The organism is Gilliamella sp. B3783, from assembly GCF_026536125.1.
In the GTDB taxonomy this organism is placed as follows: domain Bacteria; phylum Pseudomonadota; class Gammaproteobacteria; order Enterobacterales; family Orbaceae; genus Gilliamella.
In genome coordinates this window covers 149976-175969 of sequence record NZ_JAFNOU010000005.1, presented here as the reverse complement: position 1 = coordinate 175969, position 25994 = coordinate 149976, and the positions used below count along the sequence as shown (strand labels likewise).

General features: G+C 36.0%; 25 protein-coding genes and 1 pseudogene. 10 read left to right on the top strand and 16 right to left on the bottom strand.

Translation table 11 applies throughout. The annotated features are described in order from the left end of the window. The first annotated feature begins 4 nt into the window (after window positions 1-4). Window positions 5-1402: a glycoside hydrolase family 1 protein gene (locus tag J3U59_RS06675; RefSeq protein WP_267333705.1), complete on the top strand. Its 1398-nt coding sequence runs from the start codon at window positions 5-7 to the stop codon at window positions 1400-1402. A gap of 72 nt (window positions 1403-1474) precedes the next feature. Here J3U59_RS06675 and J3U59_RS06670 read toward each other — a convergent pair whose 3' ends face one another. Both J3U59_RS06670 and J3U59_RS06665 read right to left on the bottom strand, forming a co-directional pair. Continuing rightward, window positions 1475-2617 (bottom strand): AAA family ATPase, encoded by a 1143-nt coding sequence (locus tag J3U59_RS06670; RefSeq protein ID WP_267333706.1) that lies wholly within the window; start codon window positions 2615-2617, stop codon window positions 1475-1477. 3 nt (window positions 2618-2620) lie between these two features. After that, a complete protein-coding gene (locus tag J3U59_RS06665) occupies window positions 2621-3478 on the bottom strand; it encodes an RNA ligase family protein (protein ID WP_267333707.1) in 858 nt (285 codons plus the stop codon). Between the two features lie 306 nt (window positions 3479-3784). Between J3U59_RS06665 and J3U59_RS06660 the strand changes: the two genes are divergently transcribed. Then, window positions 3785-4264, top strand: coding sequence for an AraC family transcriptional regulator (locus tag J3U59_RS06660; protein WP_267333708.1), 480 nt, complete (start codon window positions 3785-3787; stop codon window positions 4262-4264). A 32-nt stretch (window positions 4265-4296) separates the two neighbouring features. On the opposite strand, the gene J3U59_RS06655 is transcribed toward J3U59_RS06660, so the two are convergent. The 7 genes from J3U59_RS06655 to J3U59_RS06625 form a co-directional block, all read right to left on the bottom strand. Then, window positions 4297-5118, bottom strand: a complete 822-nt coding sequence (locus J3U59_RS06655; protein ID WP_267333709.1) for a transporter substrate-binding domain-containing protein — start codon at window positions 5116-5118, stop codon at window positions 4297-4299. A 45-nt stretch (window positions 5119-5163) separates the two neighbouring features. Beyond that, a complete protein-coding gene (locus J3U59_RS06650; RefSeq protein ID WP_267333710.1) occupies window positions 5164-5589 on the bottom strand; it encodes a GNAT family N-acetyltransferase in 426 nt (141 codons plus the stop codon). An 18-nt stretch (window positions 5590-5607) separates the two neighbouring features. Further along, entirely contained in the window at window positions 5608-6366 is a 759-nt protein-coding gene (locus J3U59_RS06645; protein ID WP_267333711.1) for an amino acid ABC transporter ATP-binding protein, read from the bottom strand. Then, window positions 6363-7103, bottom strand: a complete 741-nt coding sequence (locus J3U59_RS06640) for an amino acid ABC transporter permease (RefSeq protein ID WP_267333712.1) — start codon at window positions 7101-7103, stop codon at window positions 6363-6365. Before J3U59_RS06640 ends, J3U59_RS06645 begins: the two co-directional genes overlap by 4 nt. 21 nt (window positions 7104-7124) lie before the next feature. After that, window positions 7125-8096, bottom strand: coding sequence for a glutathione S-transferase family protein (locus tag J3U59_RS06635; RefSeq protein ID WP_065634743.1), 972 nt, complete (start codon window positions 8094-8096; stop codon window positions 7125-7127). A gap of 168 nt (window positions 8097-8264) precedes the next feature. Beyond that, window positions 8265-8966 (bottom strand): response regulator, encoded by a 702-nt coding sequence (locus tag J3U59_RS06630; RefSeq protein ID WP_065634742.1) that lies wholly within the window; start codon window positions 8964-8966, stop codon window positions 8265-8267. Between the two features lie 10 nt (window positions 8967-8976). Beyond that, on the bottom strand, window positions 8977-10569 hold the full coding sequence (locus tag J3U59_RS06625) for an ATP-binding protein (protein WP_267333713.1): 1593 nt from the start codon (window positions 10567-10569) through the stop codon (window positions 8977-8979). Between the two features lie 282 nt (window positions 10570-10851). Between J3U59_RS06625 and J3U59_RS06620 the strand changes: the two are divergent. From J3U59_RS06620 to citX, 7 genes and pseudogenes are all read left to right on the top strand, one after another. Next, a pseudogene (locus J3U59_RS06620) lies at window positions 10852-12141 on the top strand (2-hydroxycarboxylate transporter family protein); the annotation flags it as partial. Between the two features lie 95 nt (window positions 12142-12236). After that, on the top strand, window positions 12237-13082 hold the full coding sequence (locus J3U59_RS06615) for a fumarylacetoacetate hydrolase family protein (RefSeq protein ID WP_267333714.1): 846 nt from the start codon (window positions 12237-12239) through the stop codon (window positions 13080-13082). A gap of 4 nt (window positions 13083-13086) precedes the next feature. Then, a complete protein-coding gene (citC, locus tag J3U59_RS06610; RefSeq protein ID WP_267333715.1) occupies window positions 13087-14121 on the top strand; it encodes a [citrate (pro-3S)-lyase] ligase in 1035 nt (344 codons plus the stop codon). A 21-nt stretch (window positions 14122-14142) separates the two neighbouring features. After that, window positions 14143-14433 carry a citrate lyase acyl carrier protein gene (citD, locus tag J3U59_RS06605; protein WP_065634739.1) on the top strand — a complete coding sequence of 97 codons (291 nt, stop codon included), beginning with the start codon at window positions 14143-14145 and terminating at the stop codon, window positions 14431-14433. Beyond that, on the top strand, window positions 14430-15317 hold the full coding sequence (gene citE, locus J3U59_RS06600) for a citrate (pro-3S)-lyase subunit beta (protein WP_267333716.1): 888 nt from the start codon (window positions 14430-14432) through the stop codon (window positions 15315-15317). The genes citD and citE overlap by 4 nt, the downstream gene beginning before the upstream one ends. A 12-nt stretch (window positions 15318-15329) precedes the next feature. Next, window positions 15330-16859, top strand: coding sequence for a citrate lyase subunit alpha (citF, locus tag J3U59_RS06595; RefSeq protein ID WP_267333717.1), 1530 nt, complete (start codon window positions 15330-15332; stop codon window positions 16857-16859). Between the two features lie 47 nt (window positions 16860-16906). Beyond that, a complete protein-coding gene (gene citX, locus J3U59_RS06590; protein WP_267333718.1) occupies window positions 16907-17461 on the top strand; it encodes a citrate lyase holo-[acyl-carrier protein] synthase in 555 nt (184 codons plus the stop codon). Window positions 17462-17545: 84 nt separating this feature from the next. Here the strand turns inward: citX and metB are convergent, their stop codons facing one another. Further along, the gene (gene metB / locus J3U59_RS06585) at window positions 17546-18712 is read right to left on the bottom strand and encodes a cystathionine gamma-synthase (protein ID WP_267333719.1); all 1167 of its coding nucleotides are present in this window, start codon (window positions 18710-18712) and stop codon (window positions 17546-17548) included. A gap of 172 nt (window positions 18713-18884) precedes the next feature. On the opposite strand from metB, the gene metJ reads away from it, so the two are divergent. Continuing rightward, complete coding sequence (gene metJ, locus J3U59_RS06580; protein WP_267333720.1) at window positions 18885-19202, top strand: met regulon transcriptional regulator MetJ; 318 nt, start codon at window positions 18885-18887, stop codon at window positions 19200-19202. A gap of 73 nt (window positions 19203-19275) precedes the next feature. On the opposite strand, the gene rpmE is transcribed toward metJ, so the two are convergent. From rpmE to J3U59_RS06550, 6 genes are all read right to left on the bottom strand, one after another. Further along, entirely contained in the window at window positions 19276-19491 is a 216-nt protein-coding gene (gene rpmE / locus J3U59_RS06575) for a 50S ribosomal protein L31 (protein WP_065634733.1), read from the bottom strand. 137 nt (window positions 19492-19628) lie between these two features. Then, a complete protein-coding gene (gene degS / locus J3U59_RS06570) occupies window positions 19629-20681 on the bottom strand; it encodes an outer membrane-stress sensor serine endopeptidase DegS (protein ID WP_267333721.1) in 1053 nt (350 codons plus the stop codon). A 114-nt stretch (window positions 20682-20795) separates the two neighbouring features. Continuing rightward, window positions 20796-22172, bottom strand: a complete 1377-nt coding sequence (locus J3U59_RS06565) for a Do family serine endopeptidase (protein ID WP_323849430.1) — start codon at window positions 22170-22172, stop codon at window positions 20796-20798. Window positions 22173-22253: 81 nt separating this feature from the next. Then, window positions 22254-22658: a YhcB family protein gene (locus J3U59_RS06560; RefSeq protein ID WP_267333722.1), complete on the bottom strand. Its 405-nt coding sequence runs from the start codon at window positions 22656-22658 to the stop codon at window positions 22254-22256. A 58-nt stretch (window positions 22659-22716) separates the two neighbouring features. Further along, window positions 22717-23178 carry a DUF721 domain-containing protein gene (locus J3U59_RS06555; protein ID WP_267333723.1) on the bottom strand — a complete coding sequence of 154 codons (462 nt, stop codon included), beginning with the start codon at window positions 23176-23178 and terminating at the stop codon, window positions 22717-22719. Window positions 23179-23570: 392 nt separating this feature from the next. Then, a complete protein-coding gene (locus J3U59_RS06550; RefSeq protein ID WP_267333724.1) occupies window positions 23571-25946 on the bottom strand; it encodes a glycoside hydrolase family 31 protein in 2376 nt (791 codons plus the stop codon). Between the last annotated feature and the right edge of the window lie 48 nt (window positions 25947-25994).

Sequence of the window (25994 nt, the reverse complement as noted above, 5' to 3'; positions counted from 1 at the left end):
AAATATGAAAACATTTGCTAAGGATTTTTGGTGGGGTGCATCCTCTTCTGCATTTCAAATTGAAGGTGGATGGGATGCCGATGGCAAGGGAATGACAGTTGCTGATTATAATTCATTTCAACGCTCAGCAGTACAAGCCGATAGCAAAGTTGCCAGTGATTTTTATCACCATGTAGAGAGTGATATTGCGTTGTTTAAAGAGTTGGGCTTAAAAACTTATCGTTTTTCCATATCTTGGGCACGTATTATTCCTGATGGCGATGGTGAAATAAATCAAGCTGGGATCGATTTTTATAATCGAGTAATAAACGAATTAATCAAAAACGATATCATTCCATTTATCACCCTTTATCATTTTGATTTACCTTTTGCATTAGTTGATAAATATAATGGTTGGCAAGACCGCCGTTGTGTCGATGCGTTTAGACGCTATGCTCAGGTCTGCTATAAAGCATTTGGCGATCGGGTAAAACATTGGCAAATCAATAATGAACAAAATTTGATGATTCGAGTTAATGAACGAATGAACATGTATAAAGTCGCACCAGCAGATACTGAAAAAGTGAGAGCACAAATGGATTACCACATGTTTGTTGCGCATGCGATGGCAACTAATGATTGTCATGAGCTAATTGCGGGAAGCAAAGTGGGACCGGCGGTATCATCCACCATGACCTACCCTGCAAGTAACAAACCAATGGATGTTTGGGCAGCTAAAATGAATGATAATTTTAAAACTAATTATGCCCTAGAAATGTATTGTTTCGGTGATTACCCAGGTTATTACAAACACTATTTACAACGTTGTGGTATCTATCCACAAACCCAGCCGGAAGATGCCGACATTTTAAAACAAGCTAAACCGGATTTTATTGCGGTCAATTACTATCGAACATTAGTCGCAAGCTATTTGCCGGAAGATGCAAAGCATCCATTTGGCACTAAACATAATGATATCGATTTTGATCTGTATGGTTACTTTAAAATTGAAAAAAACCCGAATTTAACAGCAAGCACTTACGGTGCACAAATTGATCCAATGGGTTTACGTTTAGTCCTCAATGAATATTATCGACAATACCGCTTACCCCTAATCATTACTGAAAATGGCTTAGGTACTCCAGACGAATTAACTCCAGATAATAAAGTGCATGATGATTATCGCATTGATTATATTAAAGCTCATATTTCAGCTTGTCATGATGCGATTGAAGATGGTGTTGAGTTATTTGGTTATTGCCCATGGTCAGTCATTGATTTATTAAGTTCTCATCAAGGATTTAAAAAACGTTATGGCTTTGTTTATGTTGATCGAGATGATCATGACTTAAAAACACTAAATCGTATCAAAAAAGATAGCTTCTATTGGTATCAAAAAGTGATTAAAAATAATGGAGTTTAACCCTTTCATAGCTATCAATTGACAAATATGGGGCTAAATAAAGCCCCATTCTATTGCTGAAAATTGTGTTAATTACTGATTTATCACATAGCTAACCTGATGTGCTTCGGTCGGTAAGGGAACTTGCCATTTACTAAACATGCGCTGAATTTTTTTATTCGCTAAGCTTGTATCGCGTTTTAAATTACGCCGATATAACTCTTGTTCCGGTTGTTCTATATAAACGATTTCAACCTCGGCGTGATAAGCATAGAGTAAATCGAGTGCTTTTTGCCGCATATCCTGTGACAAATGGGTAGCATTCCAAATAAAAGGCTGCTTATCTCGTAACCATTGTTTCACCTTAGCTAATACAAATTGAATCACTAATCCTTCATTTTCGCCATGCTTTAATTTGAGTTCACTGCGCGCATCATCATAAGAAGCAACCGGCCATGTTGGATAATGCTTACTCACCCAACTATTTTTGCCCGAAGCCGGTAAACCAGACATCAATATCACTTTTGATCCTTGTTGTGGATATAGTGCATAATCAGGCAAGACATTACTGCCGCGAAAATAGTGTACTCGCGTATGATCATCAACAAATTGGCGAGGTTGATACAGACACTCTTCTTCTAGCGCGAGTTGTTTAAATAACTCCACTTCATCCAAAGTTCTAGCTTTATCAGCACATATACGCCCCAGCATATCCGCTTTCGCTTGCAGGCAAAGCATCCAAACCGGTAATTGCCATGACAGACGATGCACAAGGTATTGGGGTGAATAGCGCTGATGCGTATCACTTAACGCAAAAAACGGAACTTGATGAACAGCGATAATACGACATATCTGTTCACGTAGTTCAAAAGGGACGGCCATTTGCCACAACAATACTCTGCTACGAATTTCCCCCTTTTGGGAGTGTCTTGGTTGACTGATTTTACCCGTGACCTCATCAATCACGGTGGTTTCTGGTTTAGCAATATCATGTAACAACGCTGTCATAAAGGATACAAATTGTTGCTCCTCGGTGGCTTTTGCAAACTCAGTTTGTTCAATTAATGCACGCAATACCATTTGTGTATGTATCCAAACATTACCTTCACCATGATGCAACGGGTCTTGTGGTGTGGTAATAAGCGCAGTTAATGCTGGAATACACGTTAACCAGTCATCGAAATTATCTTTAGCAATACTGTTAGCCACTTGCTGTTGTAATTGTAAATAGTCCATTATTTATCTCCCTACGCCAACTTGCTGATTCCAATTGACGGTTAACTGTGGTGCGTATAAATCGACATTATCAGCCAGTTGATTGGCAATAAACGGCTGCTCTAAATGGTGTTGACCAGCGTCTAAAATAGCTTGTACAAAATCTTGTCTCACCCATTTTAAACGATCGATTGTGTGATGTTCGCTTTCGATTTTTAAATACAGCCCTTCCATTAAATCCGAGCGATCACACTGCTGCCACGCTTTGGCTAAATCAATCTTGTCACGTGTGACTATTTTTTCAAAACAAGCCTGCCAATGCTGAGTTTTGGCTAAAGACTGTTTAACTAACGCTAATAAGTCAGCTAATTTAGTCGGTGCTTGCCCAGCAAATAGCACCGGTACCGATAAAACCGGACCATTAGCTAATAGCTGATGCCGCTTTTTGGTCGATAAAAAACATTGTTGCTGTCTATCCCAAACATCAAATTCACAAAAATAGTGAGGTAATGCATCATAAAAGATAGTGTGTTTTTTATGTAACCATTCACCATACATGATATAACGATCTTCTAACCGCTCTAATAGCCAATGTTCATGTACACTAGCCCAGTGTTTTAATAGATTAAATTGACGCTCTCTTGAACCACCCATTAAGTAATGGCCGCGCGATTGTAATAACAGTTCGCCACTTTGCGAAAAGCTTATAGCACAGTTAGCGCCATCGAGTTTTTCTTCAACGACAATATAGCAATTATGTAACTGGTTATAAGCACGCTGTCCGTCGGTGCTATCACCAAATTGTAAGCGTGAACCCTGTAAATGGGGTGTTCTTGGATATTTAATTAATTCTAAATTTTGAATATAAGATTCCATTGTCATGATGTTTTCTCCAAAAATATAAGGGAAAACCGACAAGGCAAAAATCTATAAATTGAAGTGCAACGAGAATGCTTTGAGAGGTAAAAGCAAAAATACAATATGATAGAAAATACCGTGCCGGCATTAAGATAAAGTGTTAACTACAGGCATTTTGCCACCTCGCTATAATAAAAAGTTTAGGTTAAAAAAACGGCGCCATTATCTGGTTGTGCCGCTAGCTTGTCAAGTCAATTTATAATATTTAATAATCAATGCTAGTAACAATGAAGAATTTCAGTATGATTATAAGTAGGATACGAAGATAACGTGACTGAGGTTATTATGGATGTTGAAATTGTGCAATTTCCCGCAACAAATTTAGCGGTTATCGAACATCATGGTTCGCCACTGTTAGAACATGAAACTGTCAATAAACTCATTAAATGGCGACAAGAGAACAACTTATTCGATAACGAAAAATACCGATGTTATGGTATCCATTACACCAATCCCGCTATCACACCTTTAGAACAGCATCACGTCGATTTTGCTATTTCAATAGACAAACCTATTGCTAAAAATGCCTATGGCATTGTCAGTAAAACTATTCCCGCGCTCCGTTGTGCCAAGGCTCGTGATATTGGTTCGCGAAATAATAACCAAGCTATTATCTATTTACTTGAACAGTGGTTACCACAAAGTAGAGAGAAAATAGGCAGTTATCCACCGATTTTTCATTACGTAAATGTAGGATTAACTATTCCAGCATCAGAGATGATAACCGATGTGTATTTGCCATTAGCGTAACAAATAAACTCGGTTATCTAACAGAACAAAGCTTATTTAGGTGAATAATCCGCACCAAAATAGTGTTGGCTGATTGTCGTTAGTTTGCCATTATTGATAATTTTTTGTATACCTTGGTTAATATCTTGAGTTAATCGCTCACCACTTGCGCCTTTACTAATTAACAAATAACTAAATGGAGAACCAATACGATCACCATCTTCTTGACTTAATTCTATCGTTTTGAGATTGAGTTTATGTTCATTGATATATTGCGATAACATCACGTTATCTATTAACTGAAAGTCGTATTGACCACTCTCGACATGTTGCAACACAGGTAGTAAATCGGCTTCACTATAAACAATTTTAACAGGATTATTGGGATTTTGTTCATTGTAGGTTTCTAATGCTGTCGCATAATTAAGTCCTGGTGTGACTTCAGTTGATTTTCCTTGAAGATCAGAAAAGCGATTAATGTCATTGTTACTTTTAGCCACAGCAATAACATACTGGTTTTTAAAAATTGGATCGGAATAGAAATATTTTTCTTTGCGCTTTTCATTCATAGCATAATTATTGGCACCAACTTGATAACGCTGAGAGTCAAGTCCAGCTAAAACAGATGAGAATTCAGTCACTTCAAAACTAATTTCATATTGAGGTAACTCGCTAAATATGGCTTTCACCACATCAATATCATAACCAACCAATTCCCCTTTTTCATCGACCGTTGTAAAAGGGTTTGGCGATCCTGAAGTCCCAATAATAATTTTTTGTTTTGTTGTGGATTGTGAATCTTTATTTTGGTTATCGCAACCAGACAAAAACAACGCGGCTAAGATGACAAAACCATACCATTTTTTATAGTTCATACCGTAATTCTCCTTTCATTTTAAATGAGCATTATTGAGTTAACCTTAAATAAAACCCATATTTTTCATTTCAATTCGATGATCGGCCTGATATCGAGCCATACCTGTTTTCATTAAATCAAACCCTAAGTTTTTATAAAATTCTACTGTTTGTGGATGAGTATAAAGAATGATATTGCAATGCTGTACCTGCTCAACGAGCTTTTCAACAATTAAGCGTCCATATTGTTGCCCGTGCAAGTGTTTAGCTAATGCAATGTTATAAATTGCCGCCTGACAAATACCGTCCGATAATGTACGACCAACGCCCACAACGCGATCTTGTTCCAGCAAAAAAATCACACCATAACTGTTTTTAAACACTCGCTCTTGTGCTGTTGCATCGAGCGAACTAAGTCCATAAAAAGCCAATAAATCGGCAACATCTTGCCAATTAATATTTTCACAATATTGTTGAATCTTTATACTCATTGATACCTCTTAAACTGATTAGATTTCATAATCCATTTGCATTGCACTAAAATATCTTGCTAAAAAAGATTTGGTTCGTGGTTGGGTCGGATTATTAAACACCTGCTTAGGTGAACCATCTTCAATAATTTGTCCTTTATCTAAAAACAGTACTCGACTAGCTACTTCATGCACAAAGCTCATTTCGTGCGAAACAAGGATCATCGTAATCCCTGATTGTGCGGCTAATTTGATGGTCGATAATACTTCGCCAACTAACTCAGGATCGAGCGCTGAAGTAGGTTCATCAAGCAGTAACACTTTAGGATCCATCGCTAATGCTCTGGCAATCGCTACTCGCTGTTGTTGCCCTCCAGATAGCTGTTTTGGATAATGGTACATTCGCCCCTCAAGTCCGACTTGAACAAGCTTTTCATGCGCAATTTTACGTGCTTTCTCCTTTGGTAATTTTTTTACAATAATCAAACCCTCCATCACATTTTCTAAAGCGTTTTTTTGATGAAAAAGATTAAATTGTTGAAATACCATAGCTGACTTTTGGCGAAACTGAACAATATCACGTTGTTTAATGCGGCTAACATCCAAGCCAAAATTATCAATTTGGATGTTACCTTGCTGGGGTTTTTCAAGTAAATTTAAACAGCGTAGTAAAGTGGATTTACCTGCTCCCGATGCGCCGATAATAGCAACGACTTCATGCGGTTTTATGGCGAAATTAAGATGATCTAAAATAAGATTATCCTGAAAAGATAACGTTAAGTTCTGTACCTTAATCATAATAATTTTCCTCGGCGATAACTGGGTGTATTCACACTGTCAGAAATCGTTAACCGGTTTTCCATATACTTAATGATTAATTCAATAATAATGGTTAAAGCCCAATAAATAAGTGCCAAAGAGATATAAACCTCAAAATAACGATAACTGTGTCCTGCTAAGGTTTTACCGCGACCTGTCATTTCAGTGACTGAACAGACAAAGGCTAACGAAGTCCCTTTAAGCAAGCCGATAAAAGCATTACCAAGATTTGGTAAGGCCACAATAAATGCTTCAGGAATAACAATACGTCGTAACAATTGGCTATAACTCATCCCTAACGATTGTGCCGCCTCAATTTGACCTTTACTGACCGATTGTAACGCGGCTCGTATAGTCTCGGAGTTATAAGCAGCTTCATTAAAAGAAAAGGCAATGAGTACAAATAGCATTGGAGGCACACTATTAATATTAAAATCAGTATGATAAAAATAGTTGATATAACGCAGAACAATTGGGATCCCATAAAAGCTTAAATAAAGCTGAACAAGTAAAGGCGTTCCTCGAATAAATGAAACAAAAACCGATGCTAGTTGTGAAAGAACAGGAATTTTATTCATTTTAACAATGGCAATCACTAACCCAAACATTACGCCAAGCAGCATTGAAAAAAAGGTAATAAATAACGTGACTGGCAAATAAGCCAGTAACGTAGGTATTTGAGTAAATATCAATCCGAAATCTAATATATTTGGCATGCGTATTATCCCAATAATCAATTATTGATGAGTACGAAATTGTTTATCTCTGTTATGAGGAGTATGCCAATGACTAACATCAGGCCCTAAGGGCAAAATATCATAAGGATTGTGGGCATTATTACCTAAAAAGTACCCTTTTTTAATTGACTCAAAATCGGTTGTTTCACCAAAAGCGGGGATTTGATAAAGATCTCGGGCATAAGCCCATAAATTAGGAAAATCAATAATTCGATTACGATTTGTGTTAAAAGCAGCATAATAAGCCACATCAAAACGCGCTAATGTAACGTATAAGCGAATATCCGAATCGGTAATGTGATCACCAAAAAGATATCGAGACTTACTTAGGCGTTTTTCTAATTCATCTAATCGATTAAAAACAAGATGATAAGCGTGTTCGTAAGCTTTTTGTGAGCGAGCAAATCCCGCTTTATAAACACCATTATTGACTTCATGAAAAATCACATCATTCAATTCATCAATTTCAGTACGTAAATGTTCCGGATAGAGATCAGGCGCACCCGCTTTATGGAAAGGTTTGAATGCGGTTTCCCAATAGTTGGTTAATTTAAAATAGTCGTTGTTGACAACTTTGCCGGTTTTTACATCGACAACGGTCGGGACTGTTGCTCGTCCATTATATTCAGGATCGGTTTTAGCGTAAATTTCTGGTAAATAACGGATGCCTAACACTGGGTCAACACCATTAGGATCAAGTGAAAACTCCCAACCATGCTCAGTGCGAATTGGCGCAACTTTGCCAACACTGATCACATTTTCCAAACCTAATAATTTGATAACAATCATCTGCCGATGTGCCCAAGGACAAATCGCCGCCCAAATTAAACGATAACGACCAGCCTCAACCGGTAACATACCCGGTTTATTTCCAAATGGGGTATCAAAACGATTTGTTTGACGAACAAAAGCACCGTCTTGGTTAATTTCATTATTTTCGGTAGTAACAACTTTTCCTATCGCAATGGCCATATGCTTACTCCTATTTTTTGATGCGTTAATTTCAAACAATCCAACCCTTGGATAAAATCAATCTAACATCAAAAAATTAATGGATAAAATAACAAATAAGCATATTTATATAATTATCAATTATATAGAAGATGGTGTCTGAGCAAATAATTGACCTAACAACAATAACTATTTACCTAGACGTTTGTACAATCTTTCAGGGCGGCCTATCTTTCCATGATTAAGTTCGACAGTTAATACTTTAGTTTGAACACAGTACTCTAAATAGCGTCTAGCTGTAGTTTTACTGATTTTTGCTTTTTCAACAATTTCATCAACGGTTTGAGGGGTATCGGTATGCATAAAAAGATCTTTAACCTTTTGCAAGGTAATTTCCTCTATCCCTTTTGAATGACGATTAATATCAACAAAATCTTTGGTTTGTAGGTTGAACAGTTCATCAATTCTTCGCTGATTGACATGTTTTTGTAAGCTTTGACGATATAAGAACAGTTCAAAACGTGCTAACGAGTGTTTCAAACGTTGATAAGACACCGGTTTAATTAAATAATCGAATGCTCCATATCTAATGGCTTTACTACAAGTATCCATATCGCTAGCTGCGGTAATAAAAATAACATAGCAATTTAAGTTGTTATTAATAATATATTCGAATAATTCAATCCCTTTACCATCGGGTAAATAGTTATCTAATAAAATTAAAGTGGGTTTTAACTTTTCTACCATCTTTTTTGCTTCCTCTAAATTGGAAGCAATACCAACGACTTTTACTTTTGTATCTCGCTGAATAAAATCAGCATTTAATTCAGCTAAAATAGGCTCATCTTCAACAATGAGAACTTTAATAGCATCTTCTTTATTTTCTTGCATACTTTAACCTCTATTTTTTTGGTATAAAAACGGAAAAAATTGTTCCGTAAGGCTGATTATCTCCAAATGTAATATAACCATTTGCCTTTTTTATGTAGGTTGACACAAGGTGTAAACCAATACCATGTTCTTTACTATCTTGTGAAGTAACGCCCGGTTCAAAGATAGAGTCTCGAAGCTCTTCTTCTACCCCACAACCTTGATCGCTTACTTCAATGACAATTTCGTCTGTAGCATCACTTATATATAAATAAATGGATTTATCACCATTATCGTTTTTTAAACACGCATTAAATGCATTATCAAGCAGATTACCCAATATAGACATAAATTCAGTTTCAGATATTGAAGCAGGTAATGCGTTTAATTGACACGCCGGGTCAAATATTAAGTTCAAACCAATTTCATGTGATTTTGAATATTTACCAATTAATAATCCACAAATAGCGGCTATTTTAAAATGCTGGGTAATGAAATCTAAATTATTTTGATTATCAGCTGAATGTAAAGCGATAAATGACTGTGCCTCATCATAACGCTTCATATAAATTAAACCAGATAACGTTGCCATCCAGTTTAGGTGTTCATGCCTAATTGCCCTTAAATTATCAACATACTGGGTAACTTGGGTCAATTGCATACTTAATACGTTAATATCGTTGAAGTTACGAAATGTGATTACCCAACCTTGTATTTTATCATCAACAATAATTCTAATCCTATTAGCAATAACACTCGTTTCGTTAAAATAACAAATATAATCATGGATATCTTGATTTTGATTATCGCTACCATAAATAAAATCATTAGATTGAATAAAATCACGTAGATTATGATTAAGCAAATCATCATCATCATTATTAAAGTTTAACATACTTCTTGCCGATTGATTGATATTGATTATTTTGTAGTTAAGATCAATTGCGATAATGCCTTCAAAAATTGACTCCATAATCGATTTTTGACTTTTAACCAGTAATGCAATTTCGTTTGGTTCTAAATTAAACATCTGCTTTTTGATGGATTTAGAAAAGCAAAATGAAAAAATAAACAATGCCAAAAAAAGGAGTGAACAAAAAATAATAATCGGAATAAATTGATTAACATGTAAGACATGAATGTCATCAATCATATAACCAACCGAAACAATACCAATGACTTTACCCTTATCAATAATTGGTGCTTTTCCGCGCAGGGCTAAACCTAGTGAGCCTTGGCTTATAGTAACACTACTATTACCACTTAACACTTCGTGATTATCACCACCAACCATAGGGGAATTTAATGCACTATTTGCGGTATGATATAAACGATAGGCCTGAGCATCGCCAATTACAATATAGCTTGCGTCGCTTTGTTCATAAATATCCGAAATCAATTGTGCTATTTTATCAGTATCTCTTTCTTCAACATACTTGATTAAACTCGGTATAACAGCCAGTTCCTTGGCTTGAATTTGTGCTTTTTCGCCTAAACTTCGATACAGCGAGGTTTCTGTCAAATTCCATATATAGCTTTGTAGTAAAGCTAGAATAATTAATGAAAAAATTAAAAGAGAGAAAAATAATTTTGTTGTAAATGATAGATGAATACGTTTTCGCATTTTTATACTTAATTGTCTATTTAATATCGCTAATGGTGAGTTTAACACATGATTAAAAAACATAGAGCCTTTAAAACCATAAAAACCACTGTCAATTTATGATTTATATCACAAAAATAGTATTAATATTTTGTCACTATATGCGCCATTCAAACAAAGCAAAAATATTTTGGAGATAAAAAAAATATGGTGGATTTCAATTCAGTTGAAAAAAAGCAGAATGAAACGGTTAAAGATAACATAAAAAGCGAATGTAACACGCAAAAGTTTTGGCCATACGGTTGGTGGAAACTTATGGATAATTATAAAATTGGCGTGATTCCTTTACCGTTATTTATTATAGCGGGTATCTTAATTTTCGCTGAAGTATTAGTAACAGGCAAACTACCAAGTGAAATCGTAGTGATGGTCGTTACTTGTGCCTTTTTTGGTTTTTTATGTGGCGAAATTGGTAAACGTTTGCCAATCGTAGGTAAAATGGGTGCAGCGGCAATTTGTGCAACCTTTATTCCGTCTGCTTTAGTCTATTATGGCATTCTACCTAAACCGGTTGTTGAAGCGACAACGAAGTTCTATAAAGATACTCACATTCTTTATTTATACATTTGTTGTATCATCGTTGGTAGTATCATGAACATGGATAAGAAAACCCTTATTCAAGGTTTCTTAAAAATCTTTGGCCCAATGGTTTGCGGTGAAATTGTCGGAATGCTTGTTGGTGTAGGTGTAGGTTATCTACTTGGTTTAACACCATTTGAAACATTCTTCTTCTTAGTATTACCTATCATGGCAGGTGGCGTTGGTGAAGGTGCAATCCCACTTTCAATTGGCTATGCTGCAATTTTAGGTATGGAACAAGGTGAAGCACTTGGCCGAGTATTACCAATTGTTATGTTAGGTGGTTTAACAGGTATTATTTGTGGTGGTGTTCTTAACCGTATTGGTAAAGCGTATCCACATTTAACCGGTAATGGTCGTTTATTACCAGCGGATGAAAACGATATTGCTGGCAGTAAAACAACTAAAGCTGATTCAGTTATTGATGTAACAACTTTTGCTTCAGGTGTATTATTAGCCGCTATTCTTTATATGGTTGGTATGATTGGTCATAAAGTAACAGGTATTCCTGCACCAGTTGGTATGTTATTTGCTGCAGTTCTTGTAAAATTAGTATCAGGTGTTTCACCAAAAGTATTAAGTGGTTCACAAGTGGTTTACAAGTTCTTCCAAACCTCTGTTACCTACCCAATCTTATTTGCTGTAGGTGTTGCAATCACACCTTGGGATAAAATTGTATCAGCCTTTACATTAGTAAACTTGACAGTTATTGTGTGTACTGTTGTTAGTTTAGTTACCACTGGATTCTTTGTAGCTAAAAAATTAGGTATGTATCCAGTTGATGCAGCAGTAATCTCATGTTGTCAAAGCGGTCAAGGTGGAACAGGTGACGTTGCTATCTTAACTGCCGCTGAACGTATGGAATTAATGCCATTTGCTCAAATTGCTACCCGTATCGGTGGTGCGATCAATGTATCAGTATCATTACTCATTCTCGGCAATTTCTTAGTATAGTTTTAACATATTTAAGAGCAACCTTGGTTTATACTAAGGTTGTTCATTTTTATTTTGTATTTACAATCAACATAAACAGCTTTTAAGGAGTTTTCATGAAGCTTGTCAGTTATCTTGTCTCTGATCGAGCAAGTTTTGGTCTTCTCACTGAAAATGGCATTATTGATTTAAGAAAAAAATTAGACAATAAATACGTCGACTTAAAATCATTACTTGCAGACAAAGAAGGATTATCTATTGCCAAAACCTTTCTTGACGCACCATGTGACATTGATGAACAAGACATTACGTATTTACCAGTCATTCCAAATCCTAACAAAATTCTATGTGTAGGAATGAATTATGCAGAAAAACGAGCAGAATTTAATGAAACCAGTTCTGCGCCGACATTATTTGTTCGTTTTCCTGATTCACAAACTGGTCATAAAACCAATATTATTAAGCCTGCTATTACAAATGAGTTAGATTACGAAGGTGAATTAGCCATTGTTATTGGTAAATTTGGTTTTAGAATTAAGCAAGAAGATGCTTTATCACACGTAGCAGGTTACAGTTGTTACATGGATGGTTCTATTCGTGATTGGCAATATACTTGGTTTACAGCTGGTAAAAATTGGCCAAGTACTGGCGCATTTGGTCCAAATTTAACAACCACTGATGAAATTCCAGATCCGACTGTATTATCACTGACCACATATCTAAATGGTCAACAAATGCAGCATGACTCAATTTCTAATTTGGTTCATACTGTACCTGAATTAATTGCATATATCAGTACATTTACACATTTATCGCCGGGCGATGTTATCCTAACAGGATCACCAGGTGGGGTAGGTAAAAAACGTCATCCACCTGTGTTTATGCAAGATGGTGATAAAATAGAAGTAGAAATTACAAAAATCGGACGTCTAACTAACACTGTTGTTGCAGAAAAAAGGTAACATTATGTATGATTTAGCTGATTATGAAGTTATTGATATTTCGAAGTCAGAACAAGATTATCAAGCGATAAAACAGTTACTCGCGTTATCAGATCTTGACTTAGACTCTCAAGTGACCATTTTTACAGTAGCAAAAATTAACAGTAAAATTATTGCTTGTGCAGGTATGGACCGTGACATCATCAAATGTGTTGCTATTGATCCAGAATATCGAGGTAATCAGCTTAATTTAACCTTAATGGATCACACTATAAAATATGCCAACGAACAAGGCTATTTTCATCTATTTTTATATACAAAACCTGAAAATATTGATTTTTTTAAGGGATGCGGTTTTTATCCTATTGTTGAAATAACAAATCTTGTTGTGCTGATGGAAAACACCCCTGTTGGTATTCAACAGTACTGTAAACAACTTAGTAGCCTACAACAAGAAGGTAAAAAGATTGGTAGCATTGTGATGAATGCGAACCCTTTTACCAAAGGTCACCAATATCTTGTCGAATATGCGGCAAATCAATGTGACTGGTTGCATGTTTTTGTTGTCAATGAAAATGCCTCACTATTTTCATTTGAAACTCGAATAAAGTTAGTACAAGAAGGTACCAAACAGTTCAAGAATGTGACAGTCCATGCAAGTTCACCTTATATTATTTCAAGAGCAACATTCCCTACTTATTTTTTAAAAGATAAAGCGAAGATCAATTACGCTTATATGGGAATCGACCTACTTATTTTTCGAAATTATATCGCCCCAGCGCTAAATATCAGCTACCGCTTCGTTGGAACTGAACCAAATGATGAAGTGACTAAAGCCTATAATGAAGCTATGCGCTATTGGCTTATGGACAATACGGTTAGCCATTCATCGCCAATTACTGTTGTTGAAATTGAGCGAAAAACCGAAGGCGATACGATTATATCGGCATCATTAGTTAGAAAATTATTAGCATCGGGGCAATATGAACAAATAAAACAGTTAGTTCCAACAACAACTTGGGACTATCTTTCAGCTAATTTGGATAAATTTAAAATTTAATACATTTTAAAAGGTAAAAAAATGAAAATACAAAAAGAAGCCATGGCTGGGACTCTCGAATCGAGTGATTTGTTAGTCAAAGTTATGCCAAATACAGGGATAGAAATTGTTATTAATAGTGATGTTAATAAACAATTCGGCGATCAAATTCGTGCAGTTGTCGATCAAACATTACGTGATCTGAATGTAACCGATGGCATGATAATTATCGATGATAAAGGTGCGCTAGATTGCGCGATTAAAGCAAGAATTCAATGTGCAGTATTACGCGGCGCTGAAGAAGAAAACTTAGATTGGAGTAAATTACTATGAAAAAATTACGTCGCAGTATGTTATTTCTTCCGGGCGCAAATGCAGCAATGTTATCAACATCTTTCGTATATAAACCAGATTCAATCATGTTTGACCTTGAAGATGCGGTTTCAATTAAAGAAAAAGATTCGGCTCGCTTATTAGTTGCACAAACATTATTACTACCTGTTTATAAAGAACACGGTATCGAAACGGTTGTAAGAATTAATGCGTTAGATACCCCATTTGGTTTAAAAGACCTTGAAGCTGTGGTACGTGCCGGTGTTGAAGTGGTTCGTTTACCAATGACAAACTCAGCAGACGATATTCATGAACTTGAAGCACACGTTGAACGAATCGAAAAAGAGTGTGGTCGTGAAGTGGGTAGTACTAAGTTAATGGCAGCAATCGAATCTGCACAAGGTGTGGTTAATGCTGTTTCTATTGCTAAATCTTCTCCTCGTTTAATCGGTATTGCGCTAGCTGCATTTGACTATTTAGTTGACATGCAAACTGAGCGTGGTGATGGTACCGAACTGTTTTATGCTCGCTGTGCAGTTTTACATGCAGCACGTGTGGCAAAAATTGATGCCTTTGATGTGGTTTATTCCAATGTTAATGACGATGAAGGTTTCTTAAAAGAAGTTAGCCTAATTAAAAAACTAGGTTATAACGGTAAATCACTGATTAATCCAAGACAAATCGAATTACTACATAATGCATATGCGCCAACAGCTGCTGATGTTGAAAATGCTAAAAAAGTGGTTGAAGCAGCAGAAGAAGGAGAAAGAAAAGGCCTAGGCGTTATTTCTCTAAATGGCAAAATGATTGATGCACCGATTATTGAACGCGCTAGAAAAGTTATTGAGTTAGCAAAATATTCCGGTGTACGTAAAGAACTTTGATAGGATGACAAAATGACTACTTCTATAAACAAAAAAATTGATGATTTGCTTAAACAGCATCCCGATCTCAAGAATATTACGCCATTTATTGACGCGAATACAACCACTCCCTATTTAAAAGATGAGTCTAAATATACACGAAAATTATGTGATTCTATTGAACAAGCAATACACAAATGTGAATTACGTGACGGTATGACCATCTCTTTCCATCACGCATTTCGTGAAGGTGATAAGGTTATTAACAAAGTTGTCGAGACGATTAGTAAGTTAGGTATCAAAAACTTAACTTTAGCTTCAAGCTCATTGTTAAGCTGTAACTCAGCACTCATTCCACATATCGAGTCAGGCGTAATCACAAAAATTTATACGTCTGGTTTACGAGGTAAATTGGCTGATGCAATTTCACATGGTTTAATGCAAAACCCTGTCCATATCCATTCACATGGTGGACGAGTAAAACTTATCCAAAGTGGTGAAATTAATATTGATATCGCATTTTTAGCTGTTTCAACTGCTGATGAGCAAGGTAATGCGAATGGTGTATCGGGTAAATCACAATGTGGTGCGCTAGGTTATGCCATGGTTGATGCCCAATTTGCTAAAAAAGTGGTATTACTTACTGAAGACATCGTTGGTTATCCTAATCATCCTGCATCTATTCGCCAAGATCAAGTTGACTATATTGTGAAAGTTGATGAGGTTGGTGATCCAACTAAAATTAGCGTAGGGGCTGCACGTATTACCAGCAATCCACGTGAACTTATGATTGCACGTTACGCAGCTGATGTAATTGAGTATTCAGGTTATTTTAAAGATGGATTTTCTATCCAAACCGGTTCTGGTGCTTCTTCAACCGCGGCAACGCGCTTTTTAGAAAATCGTATGCGTGCTAAAAATATCACTGCATCATTTGCATTAGGTGGTATCACAGCAAGTATTGTTGATTTGCATGAAAAAGGATTAGTAAAACGTTTATTAGATACACAAAGCTTTGATGGCGCAGCCGGTCAATCTTTAGGTAGAAATAAAGATCATATTGAAGTATCAACAAATGTCTATGCTAACCCTGCATCTAAAGGTGCAAGTGTTGATGAATTAGATATTGTTATCCTGAGTGCACTAGAAATTGACCTTGATTACAACGTTAATGTGTTAACGGGTTCTGATGGCGTGATGCGTGGCGCATCAGGTGGGCACTGTGATACAGCAGCTGGTGCAAACTTAACCATTATTGTTGCACCATTAATTCGTAGCCGTATTCCTACAGTCATTAAAAAAGTCACCACGATTGTAACGCCAGGTGAAAGTGTTGATGTACTTGTAACCGATCATGGTATTGCGGTTAATCCTGCTCGTCCTGAAATAGCAGAACGTTTAAAAGCAGCAAATTTACCGGTCATGAGCATTGAAGAGCTATATCAACGTGCTGTTTCATTAACAGGTGAACCAAAACCAATTGAATTTGAAGATAAAATTGTGGGTATTGTTCACTTCCGTGATGGTTCAGTCATTGATGTTGTTCGTCAAGTTAAAGATTAATTTATCACTTTATAGCATGACATCTAACGATGTCATGCTTTTCAATTATGACTAATATATTATTGAAATTCGATGATGGTACGCCAGTTAACCTTGAACAGATGTTATTGGCCAAAGAACAACGAGTCGAGCATCAGCGTAACGCAATTAAGTGTTACCCTTTTCCACTTATTTCGCTTAGTTTAGTCATTCCTGGTCCAATAAAAAAGAGTACTGGCACTAAGGTATTGTTTAAAGAAGCGATAACCGCTATTCACCATTTATTAGCAAAAAATATGCTTCAAATTATACATGAAGAGCAATTCTGTGCGTTAACAGGTTATGAAGCAATAATTTCAGTCGAATGCTCAAGTGATCAATTAAAACAGCTTTGTATCGAAATTGAAAACAATCATCCATTAGGTCGATTATGGGATATCGATGTTATTGATGCGAAAACTGAGCAAAGTGTTTCACGTACGCAATTAGGACATCAATCCAGACAATGTTTGGTATGTCAAGATATGGCTAAAGTATGTGGTCGAAGCAGAAAACATACTGTTGATGACATGCTTGCTGCTATCGAAAAAATGACGAATGACTATTTTAATTTAGCGAGTTAAGTCACCAAACTTAGCGCTATTAATCGCAATGGGAATAATGAAAATAATAATTTGTCATCATCCCCATATCATCTAAAAAATAGTTTAAATAACCGATAATGCTTGCTGTAAATCAGCTAATAAATCATCTACCTCTTCTAACCCTACTGAAATACGCAATAACTGGTCTGAAATACCAGCAGTTTTACGCGCTTCTGCACTTATTCCAGAATGCGTCATCGTTGCAGGATGGCAAATTAAACTTTCTACACCGCCTAATGATTGCGCTAAAGTAAAAATATTAAGAGCTTTTAAGAATTTTGGCATAACCTCTGCTTGACCTGCAAGTTCAAAACTTAGCAATGAACCGAAGCCTTTTTGTTGTTTTTTAGCTATTTCATGTCCAAGATTTGAAGGTAATGATGGATGATAAACTTTTGCAACTTTAGGATGATTAACTAAGAATTCCACTACTTTTTGCGCATTATCTTGTTGTAATTTCACTCGAGCAGCTAAAGTACGTAAACCACGCAATAACAAGTAACTATCAAATGATGAAGTCAAGGTACCAATATTGTTTGCCCACCATAACACATCTGTTGCAAGTTGTTGATCCTTAAACACCAAAATTCCTGCCAATAAATCAGAATGGCCATTTAAAAATTTAGTGCAAGAATGGGTGACGATGTCGGCACCAAGTTCTAAAGGTTTTTGCAAAATAGGCGTCATAAAAGTATTATCAACCAAAACAATAGCACCGGCTTGATGCGCTTGACGAGTAATGTCTTGAATATCCACCACGCGTAATAATGGATTACTTGGTGATTCAATTAAAACTAATTTAGGCCCTAAACTCAATGCTTGTTTTAATGCAATAGGATCGGATTGATCGACAAATTTAGTTTTAAAATAACCTCGCTCACTCAAACTATTAAAAAGACGATAACTGCCACCGTAACAATCGTGAGGTGCCACAACTAAATCATTGGGGGTTAATAATGCAACACTAACCAAATGAATAGCTGACATACCACAATTAGTCAAAATTGCATCTGCCCCACCCTCTAACTTAGCAACAGTTTGTTCTACTAATCGCCGACTTGGATTAGATTTACGTGCGTAATCAAATTGTCTTGGTGTAGCGAACTCTTGATAGCGGTAACAAGTTGAAGGGGTAATCACTGGAACAACACTTCCATATTGATCATCAGTATTTAATCCACCACGAACAGCAATTGTTCCTTGGCTTAAATTTCTTGATTGGCTAGCCATAATATCATCCTAAAACGTTTATTTATTATTAGATACCTTTTGTATAAGAATAGCACAATAAATAAAGCCGTCAACATGTCTAGACGTCTAACTGTCTCGATGTGTAGATTGCAGTTATTAAAAAAAAACGATAAAATTATCCACATTAATTGTAATGTAATACTGGTGAACAATGATGGAATGGAATGGCGAATATATAAGCCCTTATGCAGAGCATGGTAAGAAAAGTGAGCAAGTAAAAAAAATTACAGTGTCAATTCCGTTAAAAGTCCTAAAAATATTAACTGATGAACGTACCCGCCGACAGGTAAATAATTTACGCCATGCCACAAATAGTGAATTATTATGTGAAGCCTTTTTGCATGCCTACACTGGTCAACCTTTACCTTGTGATGAGGATTTACAAAAAGATCGTGAAGATGTTATTCCAATGCAAGCTCAAAAAATAATGCGTAATTTAGGCATTGATCCCAGCTTAATCGATGAATAAAATGAAATTCCAAAGCATAGTAAAAACAAAAAGGCGCATTAAGCGCCTTTTTTGATAATGATTCATTACAATCTTATTTTTTGCCGCCAACCATAGCAAAACGTTGTTTGAATTTATCTACACGTCCACCAGTTGCAACATCACGTTGTTTACCAGTGTAGAATGGATGGCATTCACCACATACGTCAAGATGAATATCGTGACCAATAGTTGAATGTGTTTTGATCACATTACCGCATGAACAAGTTGCTGTAATGGCTGTATATTGAGGATGGATACCTTCTTTCATAATAAACCTCTTAAGTTTGTTCGTATCGCTATATAGATGGCTAAAAGCAAAATCTAAACACCATACGAGTGTTAAAAAAACATGATAAGGGCGCAAATTATACGCCCTATAGTGGCTATAATCAAGTAACAAAATAGTTAAACGGGTAATTGACCTATTGTCACTTGAAGTTCAACTCTTTCTCCATTACGTAATACAATAATGGGGATTGTTGTGCCCGGTTTCAACTCTGCAATTCTATCCATTGTTTCAACAATGGATTTGACTGGTTTATTATCGACCATAATCAAAATATCATTAGCTTGAACACCTGCTTGTAATGACGGCCCTTCCGCATTAGTCACCAAAATGCCTAATACAACCGGTGGGTCACTCGGATTTTGAGTCGGGGCAAACTCTAACCCATCAATACCGATATAGCCCCGAATCACTTTACCGTCTTGAATTAATTTATTCATAATTTTAACAGCCAAAGCGGTAGGAATAGCAAAACCGATACCTTCAGGCACTTCATTACCTAGATTTTTAGCAAAGGTTAAGGTATTAATACCGACTAATTCACCTTTACTATTAACTAAGGCCCCCCCTGAATTACCATGGTTAATTGATGCATCGGTTTGAATAAAGTTTTGTCTTCGATAAGGACTTAATCCATCACGACCTGTCGCACTAATAATACCTTGGGTGATCGTTTGCCCAATATTATAAGGATTACCAATGGCGAGAACCACATCACCTATTTTAGGCTCGCGATTAGGATTAATAGGTATAGTTGGAATATTACTTGCGTCAATCTTTAATACCGCAATATCAACAAGTTTATCAGTGCCAACCGATAAAGCTTCAAATATTCGACCATCTTGTAAAGCGACAATAATTTGTTCTGCACCATCCACCACATGATAATTGGTAATAATATAGCCATGGTCGCTCATGATCACACCCGAACCCAATGGCGTAATTGCACTATCTTGAGGTTGTTTGGGCAGAGAATTAATAGAGCGACTATAAATATTAACTACCGCTGGTGCAGCAACTTTTACCGCATCGGAATAACTCATGGGATCATTATTAAAAATCGATCTTGGAAAATTTGACTGAGTTCCATTGCGCAAGGATGGAAAAATAATTAATAATACAATCGCTAAAACCGCACCAATCAACATTGGCCATAAAAATTTTTTAAGCATTATCAGAGGTATCTAGATAAGAATGAATAGCGATAATTTTATCATATCTAATGGCAGGTTAGAATTTTAGTTTTCGCCGATAATGCTATCGGCGACATGTAGCTAACGCATTAATTAGCGTAAAATAAGATAAAGCTGGCTATCACCACGCACAATATTTAAAGCAATAGCAGATGGTTTACTATCAATAATTTTACGTAAATCAGCAATATTATTGATTCTTTCTTTATTTACGCCAGTAATAAGGTCGCCCTCTTGTAAACTTAATCGTGATGCTGGCGAATTTTTAGCAATACTTTCGATTAATACACCTTTTTTACCTTTAATATCACCATTGCTTAATGTTGCACCTTCAAGAGCAGGATGCAATGATTTCGCTTCAGTTGAAGATTCATCACTATTTTTTAGTGTAACATCCACTGTCATCTCTTTACCATCACGAATCAAACCTAATTTTACGGTTCGACCAGCGCCAGTAGTGGCAATTTTAGCGCGTAATTCGGCAAAACTATCAACTGGTTTGCCATCCATTGATATAATGACATCACCCGATTTTATACCCGCATCTTTAGCGGCGGAATCATCAATCACTTCACTTACAAAGGCACCTTTTTGCACGTCAAGATCGAAAGCTTTGGCGATATCCGAGGTTAACTCATTACCTTTAATACCAAGTACACCACGCTTAACTTCACCGTATTCAATAAGTTGAGACGTCAAGTTTTTTACCATATTACTTGGAATTGCAAAACCAATACCCACATTGCCACCACTAGGCGCAATAATTGCAGTATTAATGCCAACTAATTCACCGTTTAAATTCACTAATGCACCGCCTGAATTACCACGATTAATTGAAGCATCGGTTTGTATGAAGTTTTCAAAACCATTCATATTAAGCCCACTACGCGCTAAGGCTGAAATAATACCAGAAGTAACAGTTTGACCAATTCCAAATGGGTTACCAATGGCGACCACAAAATCACCTACGCGCATTTTATCTGAATCGGCTAATTTAATGGCAGTTAATTTTTTAGCATCTTCAACCTTTAGTAGCGCGATATCACTTTGCGGATCTTTACCTATTAATTTTGCTTTATATTCATGACCATCATTCAATACCACTGTAATGGTATCGGCATTATCAATCACATGATTATTGGTGACAATATAGCCTTTATCAGCATCAATAATCACACCCGATCCTTGACCGGTAAAGGATCTTGATTGGCTATCTGGGTAACCAAAAAATCGTCTAAATTCTTCCGGAATATTAGTTTGCATTTGTGCTGTACCTTCTACCTTAATACTAACGACAGAAGGTAATACCGTTTCTAACATAGGCGCTAAACTAGGTTGTGATGCGTTATCTCCTGTTGAAATGGCAGGGAGAGTAGCATAGGCATTGGGTAACCCTGATAAGACCATACCTAACGTTAATGCAATTGCACTAAATAATTTTTTTGGTTTTGGTAAAGAATTATTAATCATAAAACACTCTCGTTTTTAACAATTGATTTTTTTTACATTAATGTTCCGCCAGATAACACTGGCGAAAAGAGTTAGAGCTAGTTAAGATTTATTTTCGTCTGTTTTAAATAAACCAGAAGGGTTATCAGAATAGTCTTTAGGTTGCTTTTCAAGTGTGATTTCTGTTTTGATATCCGCATCTTTATTCATATCTAAAGCGATAGCTGTGATATCGTCATCAGACGAGAATTTACCTGAATTTTCAGCCATATGTTGATAAAGGCGACGGAACTCTTTAGCCATATTATCTAATATTTCTGCACTGTGTGAGAAGTGTTTAACAATAGTCTGTTTTTGTGTTTTAAGCTCTTCTTGTGTCTGTTCAAGTTCACGTTTTACTTTTGCAAACTCACGACCTTTTTTACTAAACATATTAGTTAAAATAAACCCGATAATAAAACCAATTACTACACCAATCGCCAGATAAATCATCATCTGTTTATCCATATTTCACTCCTTGTATTTATTTTGTTCTAGTATATACATTATCGTTCAATTGTTTTACTTATTTTGCATGGTTAGCAAGTTTAATCAATTGTTTTTTTAATTTATCGGGTGCACTTTCCGCTAAACTATACAAGTATGTCGCACTCTGTGTACTTAATATGCGGCTTGCATTGGCACTTTTCAATGCATTGTCACGCATTATTGAGGAACCAACTAACAGGTCGGGATTAATTTTAAATTGAATAGAAGATAAAGACGGTAAAACTTTTTTACGTATACCCGATAGCAAATGATTTTGCTCATATTTTAATCGAGTCAACCAACTAGCTGAACTCACCTCTAAAATTAGCACACCTTGGCGATAATTCGCAATTCTATAATGCTGTTGTAATGGAGAAGGCAATAACTCATTAAGCACATCCGCTAATTTAGCTAATGCAACTGTTCTTTCTTTTATCTCAGATAACCAAGATTGTTGTGACAAAATCGACGGTAATATTTGTGGCTGGTTATAACGCATCTATTATGTTTATCCTTGCTTCTTAATGTCACGATAACATTGTATATAAAATACAACAGTAAATAATTTACCTTATTTCATAAAAAATGTCCTGCTATAAAAATACATTTACAGTTTTTTAAATCTTCATTAAGACATAATAGAAAATAAATTTCAAAATAAGGTGACTTTCATTAAGATTAAAATTTATGTTCTGAATTTTTTATATTCCAGAATCATAATACGCTTGCATCAGTTAAATTAACTCGTTGATACAACAGAGTAAAATCAAATGTTATTAATCCTAATAAAAGCCCCAATAAATTGAAAATTTATGTTTTAATTCACAGTTAAATGTTAATTATTTATACACTTTAAAAGTGTTGTTATAAAGCATAGTGTAAGTAAGTGCATTAGCTTATTGCACTTAAATTAACCTTATTTATTGGCTCATCGTTAATATAAAGTGTACGCAATTCTCCTTTTGGTAAGGTAATGACCAGCTCTTGCCAAGCTGGAATATAACTTCCATTTGCTTTCAAACGAAGATCAATTCGATCATTAGTCGACACTAACTGCCAATTGATCCATAATCCAACACCATTTTGATAAGCATAGCTTTCACCATCATCTTCAAAAAAACAACCTTGAGATGTATGAATACCTTTCGCTGGGAAAACTTTAAATTCTCGATAATCATCGAGTTTATGATTCACATAAGCTAGGCGTTTTGAAACAGGAATAACCGAACCTGCTTTAACTAACAATGGAAATGATTCTAATGGTGCCGGTAAAGTGATTGACTGTTTACCACTAAACCACTGATGAGAATGGTAACAATACCAGCCAACTTGATTGTCAGGTAAATAAACGACTCGCTGACGTTGTCCCGGTTCAACAATACTTGCCACTAATAAATCCTGACCAATCATAAAATCATCAGTTTCAACAAACGTCTGTAAATCATGTTCATGATCTAAAAATGTTGGTCTTAACATTGGTTCATCATGTTGATGGGCTTGCCAGAGTAAATTATAAAAATAAGGTAATAATTGATATCGAAGGCAAATTGTATCGCGAATAATCGGCGTAACTTCTTGATACATCCACGGTTCATTGACTGTATGATCATCATTCCAAGAATGAATGGTAAAACGCGGATGCATAATGCCGTTTTGTACCCAACGTACAAATAATTCTGCGTCCGGTTTATCACCCGAAAAACCACCGACATCATGCCCGACATTATAAAGACCAGACAAACTCATGCCTAAACCCATACGTATATTGTATTTAAGCGTCTGCCAACTGGTACGATTATCTCCCGACCATGTTTGTACATAGCGTTGAATACCTGCACAACCTGAACGAGAAATTAAATAAGGACGAATAGTTGGGTTATAGCTCTGTTGTGCTTCCATTGAAGCTCTAGACATAAGTAAAGGCATAACTGGACGAATATGTTTTATCGCAATCTCCTGACCAAAGCCATGACAACGAGCCTCACCGTCCCACACTTCAAACTCATTATTATCATTCCATGTCGAGTCGATTCCCATCTCTAAAAGCTGCTCAGTAACGTTTTGTCTCCACCAATTATAGGCTTGTGGATTGGTGAAATCTAAGTGAGAGCCTTCATCATCCCAAAACATTGAACGTTCAGGTGCATCACTTTCCGAATCTTTAATAAATAATCCTTTATCAGCCACTTCTTTATATTTAGGATGATCTTGTAACAAACAAGGTTTAATATTGGCTGCAATTTTTAAACCCGCAGCATGGTAAGATTGCGTAAACGCTTTTGGATCGGGGAATTTATCATAGTTCCAATTAAACACATATCGTTTACCATTAATCGATGTATATCCCGAAGAGAGTTGAAATGAATCACAAGCAATACCATGCTCCTCACACAAATCAATAAAGTTTTGCATTTGTTCTTGCGCGTTAGGGGCATCGGTATAAAACATTGTTGAACCACTATACCCTAGACTCCATTTAGGACCAAAAAAAGTTTTACCTGTCAGTTTAATAAAAGACTTCGTCACATCGATAATTTTAGGACCTAAAAAGACATAAAAATCGATGTCGCCCGCTTCAGCCTGATAACGACGATATGGCAGATGATAATTGTCATGTTCTGTCCCTAAATCGATCCAACAACTACTTAAATTATCATAAAACAGTCCAAAACTGACTTGATTACGATGCGTAATGGTAAACGGAATATGCTTATAGAGCGGATCGGTATTTTTAGCATTATACCCCATGGCATCAAGATTACGCATTTCAAAACGACGACCTGCACGATTAAGATCCCCCGCTTTATCACCCAAACCATAGTATTGTTCATCTTGATACCTTCGTTGGTAATGTGCAATACCATCACCATGCGGGTTTATCAGATATGCACTGGTACTTCTATCTTCAACCAGAAGCTCCCATTGTTGATTTTTGTTCTTAAACTCCCACTTTAACGACAGTGGTTGCTTAATTTTCACACGTAAATGTTGTGTGCTGACTGTTATTTGATTATCTGAATGTGATAATTGATATGTTGGCAGTGAAAAACCTTCGGTACTTAACCTATCGCGTCCCTCTAATGGTACATCACCATTCGGCGCAATACTCCAAGTTTTGTCTAATGATAAACTATCCTGTCGCTTAATTAGAACACGAAACATTCTTTCTTCTAACACGTATAAGCAAAAGCAGTATTTTTCATCCACTAAAAGTTCAATACAGTTATTTTGCTCTTTTTTAAATATCCATTTTTTTAACGTTTTCATCAGACAACCTCTTAATTGGTATCAATTTATTTAAAACATTCAACAACA